The organism is Buttiauxella sp. AC142, from assembly GCF_979253435.1.
Genome location: NZ_CEEDCH010000001.1, coordinates 2,929,748 through 2,944,242, shown reverse-complemented (window position 1 = coordinate 2,944,242; position 14,495 = coordinate 2,929,748). Strand labels below are relative to the sequence as shown.

General features: G+C 48.1%; 10 protein-coding genes and 1 pseudogene. All 11 read left to right on the top strand.

Translation table 11 applies throughout. The annotated features are described in order from the left end of the window. Positions 1-57: 57 nt before the first annotated feature. The 11 genes and pseudogenes from tssH to AC0IWZ_RS13690 all read left to right on the top strand — a co-directional run bounded on the left by tssH (position 58) and on the right by AC0IWZ_RS13690 (position 14,442). Entirely contained in the window at positions 58-2,709 is a 2,652-nt protein-coding gene (gene tssH / locus AC0IWZ_RS13740) for a type VI secretion system ATPase TssH (protein ID WP_471677025.1), read from the top strand. Positions 2,710-2,751: 42 nt separating this feature from the next. Then, positions 2,752-3,573: a lysozyme inhibitor LprI family protein gene (locus AC0IWZ_RS13735; protein ID WP_471677026.1), complete on the top strand. Its 822-nt coding sequence runs from the start codon at positions 2,752-2,754 to the stop codon at positions 3,571-3,573. A 158-nt stretch (positions 3,574-3,731) separates the two neighbouring features. Further along, positions 3,732-6,089, top strand: coding sequence for a type VI secretion system Vgr family protein (locus AC0IWZ_RS13730; RefSeq protein ID WP_471677027.1), 2,358 nt, complete (start codon positions 3,732-3,734; stop codon positions 6,087-6,089). Positions 6,090-6,104: 15 nt separating this feature from the next. Then, on the top strand, positions 6,105-8,753 hold the full coding sequence (locus tag AC0IWZ_RS13725; RefSeq protein WP_471677028.1) for a glycoside hydrolase family 19 protein: 2,649 nt from the start codon (positions 6,105-6,107) through the stop codon (positions 8,751-8,753). Then, positions 8,750-9,226: a hypothetical protein gene (locus AC0IWZ_RS13720; RefSeq protein ID WP_471677029.1), complete on the top strand. Its 477-nt coding sequence runs from the start codon at positions 8,750-8,752 to the stop codon at positions 9,224-9,226. Before AC0IWZ_RS13725 ends, AC0IWZ_RS13720 begins: the two co-directional genes overlap by 4 nt. Before the next feature lie 152 nt (positions 9,227-9,378). After that, a complete protein-coding gene (locus tag AC0IWZ_RS13715; protein WP_471677030.1) occupies positions 9,379-9,531 on the top strand; it encodes a hypothetical protein in 153 nt (50 codons plus the stop codon). Next, positions 9,498-9,917, top strand: a pseudogene (locus AC0IWZ_RS13710) (DUF2345 domain-containing protein); the annotation flags it as partial. The gene AC0IWZ_RS13715 and the pseudogene AC0IWZ_RS13710, both read left to right, overlap by 34 nt. Before the next feature lie 63 nt (positions 9,918-9,980). Then, positions 9,981-10,466 (top strand): DUF3828 domain-containing protein, encoded by a 486-nt coding sequence (locus AC0IWZ_RS13705; RefSeq protein ID WP_471677031.1) that lies wholly within the window; start codon positions 9,981-9,983, stop codon positions 10,464-10,466. A gap of 81 nt (positions 10,467-10,547) precedes the next feature. Continuing rightward, positions 10,548-11,018: a DUF3828 domain-containing protein gene (locus tag AC0IWZ_RS13700; protein ID WP_471677032.1), complete on the top strand. Its 471-nt coding sequence runs from the start codon at positions 10,548-10,550 to the stop codon at positions 11,016-11,018. Beyond that, positions 11,019-13,859, top strand: coding sequence for a hypothetical protein (locus tag AC0IWZ_RS13695; RefSeq protein WP_471677033.1), 2,841 nt, complete (start codon positions 11,019-11,021; stop codon positions 13,857-13,859). After that, positions 13,846-14,442, top strand: coding sequence for a hypothetical protein (locus AC0IWZ_RS13690; protein WP_471677034.1), 597 nt, complete (start codon positions 13,846-13,848; stop codon positions 14,440-14,442). The genes AC0IWZ_RS13695 and AC0IWZ_RS13690 overlap by 14 nt, the downstream gene beginning before the upstream one ends. Positions 14,443-14,495: the final 53 nt, after the last annotated feature.

The window sequence follows — 14,495 nt, the reverse complement described above, 5'->3', positions numbered from 1 at the left end:
AAGGAAAAGCGATGGGCGGTAGCGTGTCCTGAACGATCAGAAAAGAGAGATAGAGATATGGAAAGTCAGTCCGCCGTTTTGCTCCGCCGCCTCAACCCGTACTGTGCCCGTGCGCTTGAAGGCGCGGCTTCGCTGTGTCAGACACGCGCACATGCGGAAATCACCCCTGAGCACTGGCTGTTAAAGTTGCTGGAGCAGGGAGAGGGGGATCTGACCGTGCTCGCCCGTCGCTATGAGTGGGATATGGATGCTGTCTGGCAGAGCCTGCTGACGCACCTTGACGCACAAACCCGCTCGGTACGCAGCCGTCCGGAACTGTCAGCCTCCCTTCAGTCGTTGCTGAAGCAATCATGGCTTGCCGCAACACTTGCCGGTGATGAACAGATCCGCAGTGTGCATCTGCTGACCGCCATGATTGAAACGCCAGGGCTTGCTCGTTGCGAAGGGCTGTGGCCGTTAATGACCCTGACCACCAGCCAGCTGGAGCGGTTGCGTCCTATTCTGGAATCGCAGTCGGATGAACGACCGGAAGCGCTGATACAGGAGCCTGCCGGTAATGTGAAATTCATCGGCAGGGCAATCGATACGGTAGAAGGAGCACAAGGTCAGGCGTCAGGGAAGCAAACCGATTTAAGCCAGGAAGAAGCAGTGCTTAACCGGTTTACGGTGGATGTCACGGCCCGGGCGCGTGAAGGCAAAATTGATCCGGTTTTTGGCCGCGATAATGAAATTCGTCAGATGGTGGATATTCTGTCCCGCCGCCGTAAGAACAACCCGATTCTGGTCGGTGAACCCGGCGTGGGTAAAACTGCCCTGGTTGAAGGGCTGGCGCTGCGTATTGCTGAGGGGAATGTGCCGGAAAGTCTGAAGCCGGTCATTGTCAGAACCCTCGACCTGGGCTTATTGCAGGCGGGTGCTGGCGTAAAAGGGGAATTCGAACAACGGCTAAAAAACATTATCGACGCGGTGCAACATTCTCCGGTGCCGGTGCTGGTGTTTATTGATGAGGCCCACACCATTATCGGAGCCGGGAATCAGGCGGGGGGCGCGGATGCGGCTAACCTGCTGAAGCCTGCACTGGCCCGGGGCGAACTGCGCACCATCGCCGCCACCACCTGGAGCGAGTACAAGCAGTATTTTGAGCGTGATGCCGCACTCGAACGCCGTTTCCAGATGGTCAAGGTCGATGAGCCTGATGATGATACCGCCTGCCTGATGTTGCGTGGTCTCAAATCCCGCTACGCCGAACACCATGGTGTGCATATTACCGGCGAGGCCGTTCGTGCGGCAGTAACACTGTCCCGCCGTTATCTGACAGGGCGGCAGTTGCCCGATAAAGCGGTGGATTTGCTGGATACAGCAGCAGCCCGTGTGCGGATGAGCCTCGACACGCTGCCGGAACAGCTTACCCGTTTGCAGGCTGAACTCACCTCGCTTGCAATGGAACAACAGGAGCTGCTGGAAGATATTGCGCTGGGCAACACCGTTGATTCCTCCCGTCTGCCGCAGATTGAACAGCTTACGTCCGATCTCAATCTGCGACAGGCATCCCTGGAGGCTCAGTTCGAAACCGAAAAGCGGCTGACTGAACAACTGAAGGAATGTCGCGGTGATATCAGCCGTCAGGAAGAACTCGCCGCACTCCAGTCTGAATTGTCTACGGCGCAAAACAACAGCCCGTTGCTGGGATTAGATGTGGATGTCCGCACCGTGGCGACAGTGATAGCTGACTGGACGGGTGTCCCGCTTTCATCGCTGATGAAGGATGAGCAGACCGAACTGCTGACGCTGGAAGAGCAACTGGCGACCCGTGTAGTCGGCCAGGGCGCGGCACTGAATGCCATTGCCCAGCGTCTTCGTGCCTCGAAAACGGGTCTCACGCCTGAGAATGGGCCGCAGGGTGTCTTCTTACTGGTGGGACCAAGCGGTGTAGGTAAAACCGAAACCGCGCTGGCGCTGGCTGACGTGATGTATGGCGGTGAAAAATCCCTCATCACCATCAACCTGTCCGAATACCAGGAGCCTCATACCGTCAGCCAGTTAAAAGGCTCGCCTCCGGGCTACGTGGGTTATGGTCAGGGTGGCATTCTTACCGAGGCGGTGCGTAAACGTCCGTACAGCGTGGTGCTGCTTGATGAGGTGGAAAAGGCCCACCGGGATGTGATGAACCTGTTTTACCAGGTATTTGACCGTGGCTTTATGCGGGACGGCGAAGGGCGTGAAATAGACTTCCGTAATACCGTCATTCTGATGACCTCCAATCTTGGTAGTGACCCGCTGATGCAGCTGGTTGACGAACAATCGGACGTAACGGAAAGCGACCTGCAAGAACTGCTGCGCCCGATCCTGCGCGATCATTTCCAGCCTGCACTGCTGGCCCGTTTCCAGACGGTGATATTCCGTCCGCTGGCTCAGGATGCGATGCGTACCATCGTCGGCATGAAACTCAATCAGGTCAGCCGCCGCCTGCAACGGCACTACGGAATTACCACGCATATTGATGACAGCCTCAGCGATATGCTGACGTCTGCCTGCCTGTTGCCGGATACGGGGGCCCGTAACGTTGACAGCCTGCTGAATCAACAAATTCTGCCGGTGCTGAGTCAGCAGTTACTGAGTCATATGGCTGCAAAACGTAAGCCGTCTTCCCTGTCGCTCAACTGGGACGAAGAAGAAGGCATCGTGCTGGAGTTTAATGTACAAGCGTAATAAATATTTTTGATGATTAAATGAAATTAAGGAGTAGTAAGTATGTATAAGAGGATTTTGGCGGTTTCAATTATTTCACTATGCTCCCATGGTGCTATTGCAGGGCTATTTGATTCGAATAACTTTAAATGTGGTAGGGACGATGCGAATGCTGCCGTTCAAAAATACATAAAAGATGAAGCGTCAGGCGTATTACAGAGCAACTATCTTGCAGCAGGGAAGGATAAGTATAGCAAACCGTTAAGTGCTTATCAGGGGGAGTTGAATTTAATAAATATCAGTACCTCTAATATTTCAACTAAAAGCAATAATGATGATGAGTTGACTTGTAACGCAACGATTTCAATTAAAGTCTCACCAGAAACACTGGCTGTCATTGGTGATGATCCATCACGACTTTACCGTATTACCCAGGGCGGTGGCAAGTTTAATAATGGAAGTGTGGTCTGGAAGAATGTCAGTTACAATTTGAATCTAGCTGATAATGGCAAAGATATTCAAGTGGATAACTTTAGTAATTATAATGATATTACCGTTTCCCTCTACCAATCATCATTGATGGGTATTGATAAAGAAACCATTATTCAGGGTAATGGTCAAAGTCGGATATTAAGTGCCAAAAGTAGTTATGATCAATCAGATGCAGTATTAAACCAGATTTGGAAAGATCTTCCTGAGTCAGCCAGGAATTCAATGCGTAAAGCTCAGGGGGCATGGGCGAATGATAAAGCGGCTAAGTGTGGGAAACTATCCGATGCAGAGATTTCAACAACGGCTATTGAACAGAGAATTAAAATATATCAGTGTCAAACAAAGCTTACACAAGATCGCATTACTTACTTAGGTGGTAATGAGTCGGAATGATCGTAAGGTTATAAATTTGTAAACCTGTAAATATGTTTTCTCGGTTGTTTATTATCTAATTACTCCCCATCAAATAATAAATAACCGAGGTCATTATTAATAAATGTTGGAGTGGCTTATCCTCTCCAAAGGATATGAATAGCTAAAGGAGTTTCAGGATGGATAGCTCTCTGACAAACACGACTACCAGTCTGGTGCAACAACTGCTGGGCCAGTCACGCTACAGAATGGACGTGCATGGCTGTAGTGAATTTCTTGATGTGCTGAACTTCAGTTCGGTCGAGTCACTGAGCCAGCCCTGGCGTTATGATATCTCCGTGACCTGCGTAACACCGGATATCGGCAGTGATGCGGTATTGCTAAAACCTGCATCCTTCACCCTTCAGACGCCGATGTTTACCGGTGCTCCCGCTATTCCGGTGCGTACCGTTTATGGTGTGGTGGAGTCGTTTGAACGGATCTCCACCTCAAAAGAGGATACCGTTTACGCCCTGGCACTGGTCCCGCGAATTGCCCAGTTAGCGTATACAAAGGGCTGCGAGATTTTCCTCAATCAGTCTGTTACCGAAGTCGTTGAACAGGTATTGCGTAAGCACGGGCTGGAAGGGGCGAACTTTGAATTCCGTCTGTCTCGTGAATACCTGGCCCGGGAGCTGATTACCCAGTGGCGGGAGACTGACCTGGAATTTATTCAGCGTCTGCTGGCTGAAGTGGGTATTTTCTGGCGCTTTGAAATGGATGCCCGTCTTGAACAGGATGTGGTGATTTTCCAGGACACCCAGGAGCAGTATCAGTTTGGTGTGACCCTGCCGTTACGAAACCAGGCTGGCATGAGCGACAGCGGGCAGGAAAGTATCTGGGATATTCACACGGCTTATCATGTTGTCAGTGGCGGCGTGGCGACACGGGATTACAACTACCGTGATGCACTGACACCTAAAGACAGCACAGAGAGCATCAGTGGCAAAGAAGGCATCACGACAGGGGAAACCTACCACTATGCGGAACCGTTCCTGACTGAGGGTGATACCGAAAGCACAGAGACCGGCGCTTACTTTGCCCGTCTGCGGCATGAACGCATCCTGAATGCCCAGTACACCGTCAGTGGGTGTACCTCCAGCCCTCATCTGGCCCCGGGACAGGTACTGGAAACAGATGCCAGTCTGCCGGATGTGGTGAAAGAGGGCATTGTTATCACCACGGTACGCGCCAGCGGCTCACGCCAGGACAGTTTCCGGATGACGTTTGAGGGTATCCCGTACAGTGAAACCGTCTGCTATCGACCGGTACTGCTTAAGCGGCCGGTGATTTCCGGTTCGCTGCCCGCACGTGTTGAGAGTACCCAGAAAGGTGACACTTACGCCTGGCTGGATGAGCAGGGGCGCTACCGGGTAAAACTGGACTTTGACCGCAACAGCGCAGAACAGGGCTATGCCTATCTGTGGCTGCGGATGGCAAAACCCTATGCCGGTGATACCTATGGCTGGCATGCACCTTTGCTCGATGGCACCGAAGTGTCGGTGGTGTTTGACAGTGGCGACCCGGACAGGCCGTACATCGCTTACGCTCAGCATGATTCTGAACACCCTGACCACGTCACCAGCGACAACCACACACGCAATATCTGGCGCACTCCGGCGAACAACAAGCTGCGGATGGAGGATAAGCGGGGCGAGGAGCATATCAAGCTCGGGACCGAATACGGCAAAACCCAGCTCAATATGGGCCATCTGGTGAACGGCCAGCGTGAACAACGCGGCACCGGCTTTGAGCTGCGAACGGACGAATTCGGCGCGGTCCGTGCCGCCAAAGGCATTTACCTGACGGCAGACGGGCAGTCAAAAGCCCAGGGCCCGGTGCTGGAAATGACGCCTGCGGTTAACCAGATAAACCAGGCCAACAGCCAGATGCAGTCGCTGAACAGTGCCGCTGATGCGGCCGGGGCACTGGTGTCTGATATCAGCACCCAGATTAGCCTGGTAACAGACAAGCTCAAAGAGCTCCAGTCTGCCGTAATACTGGCAACCGCTCCCCAGGGCGTGGCTTTTACCTCGGGTGAACATCTCCAGATGAGCAGCACGAAGAACACCATGATTAACGCAGGCCAGCACCTCGATGTCGGTGCCATGAAAAACCTGTCAGTGACGGTCGAAAAAGCGCTGGGGTTGTTTGTGCATAAAGAAGGGGCAAAGCTTGTCGCCAACCAGGGGGATATCGAAATTCAGGCCCAAAAAAACACCATGTCGTTGATCTCGCAAAAGCAGCTCACGGTCACCAGTAGCGATGACGAAATCATTATCACCACCCCGAAAACACTGACGCTCAATGGCGGTGGCACCTATGTGAAGCTGAGTGCGAACGGGATAGAGCATGGTTCAACCGGGGATTTCATTATGAAAACAGCGAACTATCTTGTGCCGGGATCCGGGGCTGATCTTCCTGTTGAAACTCCGGACTTCAAAAAGACCGATATCACGGTCACTACCAAAAACTCCGCCAAATGGGCCAGTGAATAACAGGGACGATAACCAATGCCAGCACAACTCTTAAAAATCAGTTATCCGTTCCCGTCGAATAAGCACGGGCAGGCTTTTTCCGACAGCGAAGCGCTTTTTACGCTGACTGGGGGTGAGAGTTCCGGGCAGTATCTGGTGGGGAGTCAGGGAATGTGGCATGGCGGCATTCATATCACGGATGCAACGGTTCCCTGGTGCGCGCTCAGTTCTGACAGCGCAGCAGAACAGGAATATGTGCGTGAGCCTTATAAAGGCGAGCAGTTTATTCGTTGTATGGCGGATGGCGAAATCGTGGCTTATCGGGTCTGTAAGGATTACGAGTTCATCGAATGGGGCGATGACAAATTGTATTTTTCGACGTCATTTGTGCTGGTAAAACACTATATCCAGCCGGGACCGACCGACGCCAGTGGCCTGACCTTCCACACACTGTACATGAATCTGGCCCCTTTATCTGCGTATGCCACGCAGGGTAATGAACGCATCCGCAAGGCAAAAGGACAGAAGCACTACCCGACACAAGAGGCCGTCATTTCCGGCACGCAGGGCGGCACGCTGGCTGCCGGTACACGGGTGACGCTGGGCGACAAAACAATGACCCGCGCCAGCGACAAACATCAGTTCAGCGAGGTGACGCTGGCCGATGGTACACAGGCATGGACGGCATCTGACCAGGGTTTCCTTAGCCCGGTCACGGCCGCTGACGGCGCTGCGACTCCGGTCTGGTGGAATGAGTGTTCCCCGGCTTACAGCACCACGCCAGCTTCACTGACGGTGATGAAAACCACCGATAGCCTGCGCAGTTACCTGAGCCAGGAAGATGTTCTGGCGGGTACCGAATCTGTATCCCTGCCGACGGGTACGGTAGTGACAGTGGAGCAACAGAACGCTCTGCACCAGATGACAAAAGGCAGCGGTGAGGCCATGCGGAAATTCAGTCTGGTGACCCTGACCACGGATGCGGGCAGGCCAAAAAGGTTGCGCGGGGACCGGGTGTGGGTGTTATCGGATAATAATAATCTGGTTGCGGCAGGGGGCGATGCCTCAGCAGCGCCGATATTTAAAGACGTGGTCATTCCGGGCAGCCCGATAAAAATAAAATCGGGCGACAACATCGGGCACATGGGTTTTTATCAGTTGCCGGAAGACAACGGCAAGCGTTCGCGCTACCAGGTGCACATTGAATGCCTGAGCATGGACAGCAGGTTGCCGGTTTTTCTGACCAACCCGGAAAGCGTGGCAGTGGAAGATAAGGCAGCCTTCCTGAAATATCCGGAAGGCGCACCGCTGTTTATTAAAAATGCCCAGGGACAGATAGCCGGGAGCACGCTGAAGACGAAGAACCAGGGGATCGCGACCCGGTCAAAAGTGGCGGAGGTGGGGGCAGACGGGCAACCGGTAGCTGCCGGGACAGCGCCAGTGTATTACCCGATAAATCAGGAGCATGGCTGGCTTGCCGCCGCGAATGTTCAGAAGGTGTCGCAGTATGACCTGAGGGAACTGGGTTTTGTGACGCTGGATAAAGCGCCGGAAAGTTTCGACCTGATAGATGGCCTGACACACCCGGACAATGTGGTGAAGGGCATTCTGGACCAGATGTATAAAGCCGCACAGGATGAAACACGGACCAGTCATGCGCTGAATGAATACAACTACAAACGGCTGTTGGACCAGATAGACAGTAATAAAGACGGCTACTATTCAGAAGCCGAATATCTCCAGGCGATACACAATGTGTCCTACCGCGACCACCTGAACCGCATTATCGCAAAACACGCCAGTGAGTGGTATTACGGCAAGGACGACCCGCTGTGGAAGACCTATCTGGATACGCTGACCCGGGATGCACCGGAATGGAAAACCTATACGGAAGCGTTTATTGAGAAGATGGCGTGGATGAAGCAGGTGGAAGGCATGGGGCCGGAGCCGTGGCATATGCATCCGGTGGTGTTTTTGGGGGCGATGAAACCCACTGAAGATGGTGTTACATACGAACAGCTGAAAAGAATTTTCCCGCAAGCTTCAGATGCAGATCTGAATACAGTGGTTGATGAGTTAAGGGGAAAACTTGAAACGTTTAAGTTAAATACCCCAACCAGACTGAGACACTTTTTCTCACAAATCAAAGGAGAAGTTGGGCCGCAAATGAAAGGTAAAACAGAGGGGTTCCAGTTTTCTCCTAGCATATTGAGAACATTCAGTCAATATTATCGTGAGCACCGAGACGAATCTGAAACCGATGGCTATGAAAAGGATGCGAGAGGCCGTATTATTCGCAGGGCTGACGAGCAAGCTATTGGGCGAAAGCATTATTTAAGATTGAATGGTAATAGGCAAAGTAATCCAGATGATGGTTATAATTTTAGAGGGCGAGGTCTAATTCAGGTAACTGGGTATGAAAAATATCATGGTTTTATGGAGGAATATAATGATTATTGGCAAGGTAATCCTCCTGATACTGTTTCAGAGCCAGAAGGGATTAATATAATGCCCTATGCAATACGAAGCGCTATATGGTTCTGGTTGCACTATGAAGTATATTCTCGAGACCAGGGCCATGGTTATGATGATGTAGAAAATGTAACCAAAAGAGTTAATGGCGGAAGTATGGGTTTGGCTGAGCGACAAACAGCGTATAAGTTGTGTGAAGAGGTGTTTTTATGAGAATGACTGGCGTTTTACCAATAGGGTTGTGCCTTCTTTTATTGTCAGTAAAAACTATGGCATCCGAGTCAAATAAGACTGAAATCATTTCATGTTCGTTACCCGGAAAGATATCTCGAGAGATTTTGTTTTCAGTAAATAATGATTCCCAGGAAATTAGTTATGAATTTAAAAAAAATGGCGAAACTGAATTAAATCTTTTGTTTAATGAAAAGGGTAAATTAAAGCGACTAGTGGATAGTAAAATGGGCGTTACATATTACGGATTTAAACGAGGGCAATATAGTTATGTTGTTGATGTGATTAACGGGGCGGAAAAAGAAGAATATACAATGTCCTTTGATGTCAAAAAAAACAACAAGGTTATACAATCTGACGATTGCCTGCCGTCATCTTTTAGAAGTGATAATATCAAAAATAAATTTATAACTGACATTCCTTATGTCGATAACGATGAATTCATTTTTCCGTAGTTATGCTGAAAAATAGATAGTTCTAATTGCCAATTTTATTTGATAACTATTTGAGTTAAAGAGTTTGACGTTCCGCATAAGCGGGCTTTTTCCAGCTGCAGGAAGAGAATGGCAAATGGTCACGTTATCAGGTGCATATCGAGTGTCTGAGCATGGGTGATTTGGAGAAATTCCTCACCAATCCGGGTAATGTGGATGTCGGCGATAAAGCCGCTTTTCTGAAATACCCGGAAGGTGCACTGCTGTTTATCAAGAATGCGCAGGGACAGATAGCACTGGTCAGCACCTCGATATGGGGGCCATGAAAAACCTGTCAGTGACGGTCGAAAAGGCGCTGGGACTGTTTGTGCATAAAGAAGGGGCAAAGCTTGTCGCCAACCAGGGCGATATTGAAATTCAGGCCCAGCACAACACTATGGCGTTGTTCTCGCAAAAGCAGCTCACGGTCACCAGTAGTGATGACGAAATCATTATCACCACCCCGAAAACACTGACGCTCAATGGCGGTGGCACCTATGTGAAGCTGAGTCCGAACGGGATAGAGCATGGTTCAAGCGGGGATTTCATTATGAAAACAGCGAACTATCTGGTCCCGGGTGCCGGGGCTAACATGCCTGCTGAAGCCCCCAAATTTAATGTGACTGATATTACCCAGGCCAGTCTGGTGACCAGCAAATCCTTTAACGACTGAAATGACGACATGTGCTCCTTGGTATCTAATATTCGAAACTCCATCATATTTATTGTCGTCTTTATGTTTTCACAGTTGGCTTTTGCAACTGGAAATACTGTTATTGAAAATACCGTACTTAATTTTTATAAAGCATACCTGAGTGATGACTCTGCAAATGACAGCTACATAGTCAGTAAATATGTTTCTGATGAACTCATGAAAAGCATTAACGATTCAACCATGTGTAATTATGATTCTGACGATTCTGTTTCAGCCACCGATTTAGAGAAATTGTGCGCGAAGAAACATGAATGCAAGGCATATAAAGGAAATTATCTTTGCGACTGGTACGGCGTCTGGGGGGAATCAGACGTCAATTATTTTACCAAATCACAAGATGTCTACCCTTCATGGAAATCCAGTATTAAAACCAGCACCGTTCGACAAGATGCCCAGCAAGCTGTGATTGATGTCGTTTTGGGGGAGGGTAAGGAGACCGCGAACTCGCTCCAGGTCACGCTGAAGAAAGATGGCGATGACTGGAAAATCAGCAGCGTAACGGAATGAAAGGCAAATTTACGTGGAGCAGCAATGTTTTAGTTAGTTTTTATAGCAATGTTCAATCCACAGGTCATTAAAGAGGTATTTATGTTAAAAAGAATAATTCTCCTTTGGTGCTTGTTTTGCGTGCCTTATATAGCTCTGGCCTCTGGCGAAAAAGATTTATCGCCAGAGGAGGTTGTTAGCACATTTTACCATGATTATTTAGTCGCGGCTGAGGTGTCTGACATGGAAGCAGCCAATGAATTAACTGTGAAGGCAATTTTAAAATATACGACTGAACATCTCAGAACGCAGCGAGATAATGATGATTCAGGTGCGGATTATTTTGTGGACGCTCAGGATGTTTGTGAGGAATGGAAAAATAGCATGCATACAAATTCTATTTCTGAGAGTAACCATGACGCGCAAGTCAATCTTAAATTAGGCTATGGGAAGGGAGTGTCCCTTTATATTATTAGCTTAGTAAAAAATAAGGGTGCATGGTTAATAGATTCCGTTAAACCCACCTCCAGAAGTAGTATTTATTGCCCCAAACAAGCTAATGGAGAAGAGTAAATGATTGATAAGGACATCGCTATAGGAGTTCTAAATTCTCAAGCATTAGCCAGAGCGAAAATTAATGCTGATACTTTTAAAAAGGGTATTGATAAAAAGCTTAAATATGGCGAGTCAAAATGTGCTCGGTATGTTAAGAAGGCATTGATTGCTGGTGGGGCTTCTGTAAAAAACTCAGGGATTGAATCAGCTAAAAACTATGGTCCATGGCTGGGTGAAAATAATCTGAAGGCCGTTGATGGCGTAACAACAATACACAGCGGCAATGTTTTTTCAATTTCAGGTCAACAGACCGGTGATGTAGTCGTCATTCAAGCAGCTCCAAATCATGTACATGGTCATATGGCGATGTTTAATGGTACTCATTGGGTATCTGATTTTATACAGGAAAAAGGGTTTTATCCCGCGCAGATTTATCGTGATCAAAATATTCCCTATGCACTTTATCGTTATTCCGATAATAGCAATTCGGAGCAGAGCTCGTCTGTTGCGAAAAAAGGGAAAATTAAAATAGTCTGGCCGATCCCGTCCAACAATCGGGGAAGAGAATTTGCTCACCAGGAAGAGATCCTTTCTCATATAGGAGGAGAATCTACCGGTTTATATATGATTGGTCGCAATGGTATGTGGCACGGCGGAATCCATATCACCAGCGCCACCACGCCATGGTGTGGCCTAAGCGGTAAGGCGGCTTCCGAGATAATAGATTTCCCTGTGCCCTTTAAAGGTGAGCAAGCCGTGCGGTGCATGGCTGATGGGGAAGTTGTCGCCTACCGAGTCTGCAAAGATTACATGCAGATTAAATGGGAAACCGGTCCTCTTAGTATTTCAGGCTCGTTCGTACTGGTGAAGCACTATATTCAGCCTGGTGAGAAAGAAACCAGTGGTTTGCATTTCTACACGCTGTACATGCACCTGGCTCCCTACTCGGCCTACACAGTCAATCCCGCAGAAAACAAATGGACCGTAAAAGATACACTTTCGGCTTACGATCCAGAATGGGTGATGACGGCCAGCACAAATAACAAAGGCACCAGCGAAAGCTATAAAAAAGGGACCATGCCCAAAGGTGCCATTGTTGAATGGGACAAATCGGACAGCAGCCTCCATACCGTTGCCTTCAACAAGCGGGAATATGGTCTTGTCACCTATGTTGGCCTCACTGAGGATGCCCAACAGAGAGGCAAAAAAACAACACTGAAACCAGGCCAGCAGTACTGGATGTTGGTGGATAAAAATAACATTTCGCCAGGTACTGACGGTGTCGCCCAGCCTTCGTGGTGGCAGCAGTTGTTACCGCCAGCTAAAGAGACTATGAAGTTTGATCAGGTAGTGTGTCCAGCGCCCTATGCTATCAGTGCCGGTGATCCTGTAGGGCATATGGGTTACTATCAGGCGGCGAAAGATGGCGGCTATGAGCCCCGTTATCAGGTTCATATCGAGTGCATGAGCATGGATGATAATCTGGAGACCTTCCTGACGAATCCTGAAAAGGTTGGCGAGAAAAATCCTCTCTATCTGAAGTATTCTCCCGGGCTTGCCTTGTTTATAAAGGATGTCGCGGCCGGAACCTTCATGAAGGGGAAAATGACTGAACGGACGGGTATTTTGACGTTAAGTCAGGTGACAACAGAAGCTGACAAAACGACGAAACAGGAATACTGGCAGTTGCGACCAGAGAATGCCTATGCGTCAAAAGGACAGGCAGAACCTCAGCTGTTGTCTCAGTACGATCTGGCAAAACTGGGATTCAGAACGGAAACCGCAGAGCCGTCGAGTTTTGATTATCTGGATGGCAAAACCCAGCCGACTGGTTTTTTCCGCAGTGTTATAGATTCCCTGTACAGCGCGGCAAAGGATGACACCCGCGCCAGTCATGCACTGGTGAAGTACAATTATCAGCGACTTCTGGATAAAATTGACAGCGGAACCCCAGATTATTCAACCCTGGAATACGCAAGTGCGTTTCACAATGCCGACTATCGTGATGTCACTCTGAAAACGATAGTCAAACATCCGAGTGACTGGTATTTCAAAAAAGATGATGCCATCTGGCAACCATTCCTGAATGCCCTCAAGAAAGAAGCACCTGAATGGAAGAAATACAGCGAAACGTTTCTCGACAAGATGGCCTGGATGCAGGATGTGACGACTGAGAAACTGGGGCCTTCTCTATGGCATATGCACCCGGTGATGTTTTTGGGAGCGATGCTTCAAGTGAAAAAACAAGGATGGGCACATAGCAAGTTTGGATATTTTCTTGGTGAGGTGGAGTCTAAAAATGACTATAGTGCGTATAATGTACATGTTACCTACGCAGCACATTATAAAACTAACTTGACTAAAATGACTATTAATCAAGTCAGGCAATCTCAGAGTGATAATTCATCGAATGGAATGTTTGCTACTGGTAGATTCCAAATTATACCGGATACTTTAAAAGCCGCAATTCTCAAATTAAATCTTGATGGTAATGCTTTGTTAGATGAGACAATGCAAGACAAAATATTTGAAGAGTACCTTATTAAGATAAAACGCCCAGCAATAATTGAATTCCTTGAAGGGGATGGTAGTGTTGAAGATGCCATATATGATTGGGCTAAAGAATTTGCTTCAGTTGGTGTTCGAAAAGGTAAAGAAATAAGTAGGTCTAAAACTGAGTTTGAAAAGGACGAAAACGGGGATTATAAAAGAGACAAAAATAATAAAAAAATTGGCATAAGGCGCTGGGCGGAAAGCGAAGGCGTTTCATATTATTCTGGTGATGGTATAAATAAAGCGCATATCAGTCCAAGTGAAATGGTTAAGGTTCTTGAGGAGTCAAAGAATGAAAGGAATTAATCTATTAATTTGTTTGTTTTCAATGATGATATTCACTGCTTATGCAGGCGTTAACAATAACCCACAATTTTCCAATTATCCAGTTACTGTTAGCACAGGACATTTTGTAAGTGAAATTGATGTCAGTGACGAGCAAGAAAATCACACTGACAAATGGAAACAATATATCCAAACAGAACTACTTAAACCTGTGAATTTTTCGGGCCATTATCGAATAATCATGAGTAGAAATGGTGAGTTGCCACAAGATTGTGGCAATGATGGTTGGGTGTGCGGGTGGATAGTAGATAAATTAACCGGAAAGGTTATTTCCGAGTTACCTGAATTCAATGGGAATACTAAATATTATTCTACTATTGATAATGGAACCCCTTCTCCTGATTCATTTGACGTAGAGCATCATTCTAATAGCAGTATGATATGGATTTCAGGTCAAAATACTCCTGCAAAAGGCAAAAAAGGAGAAGCAAAATGCGCTAACACGGCTTATAACTTCAAAGATAACGAATTTATTAAGTTAGTTTCATCTCGCTGTGAGGTTGATGTAGGTGGTGATTCGAATGCTGACCCTTATCTACCTTAACTAGATGATCTTTTGTATTTTAAAATATTAGGGAGCACTTGTGGGTTTAGCTG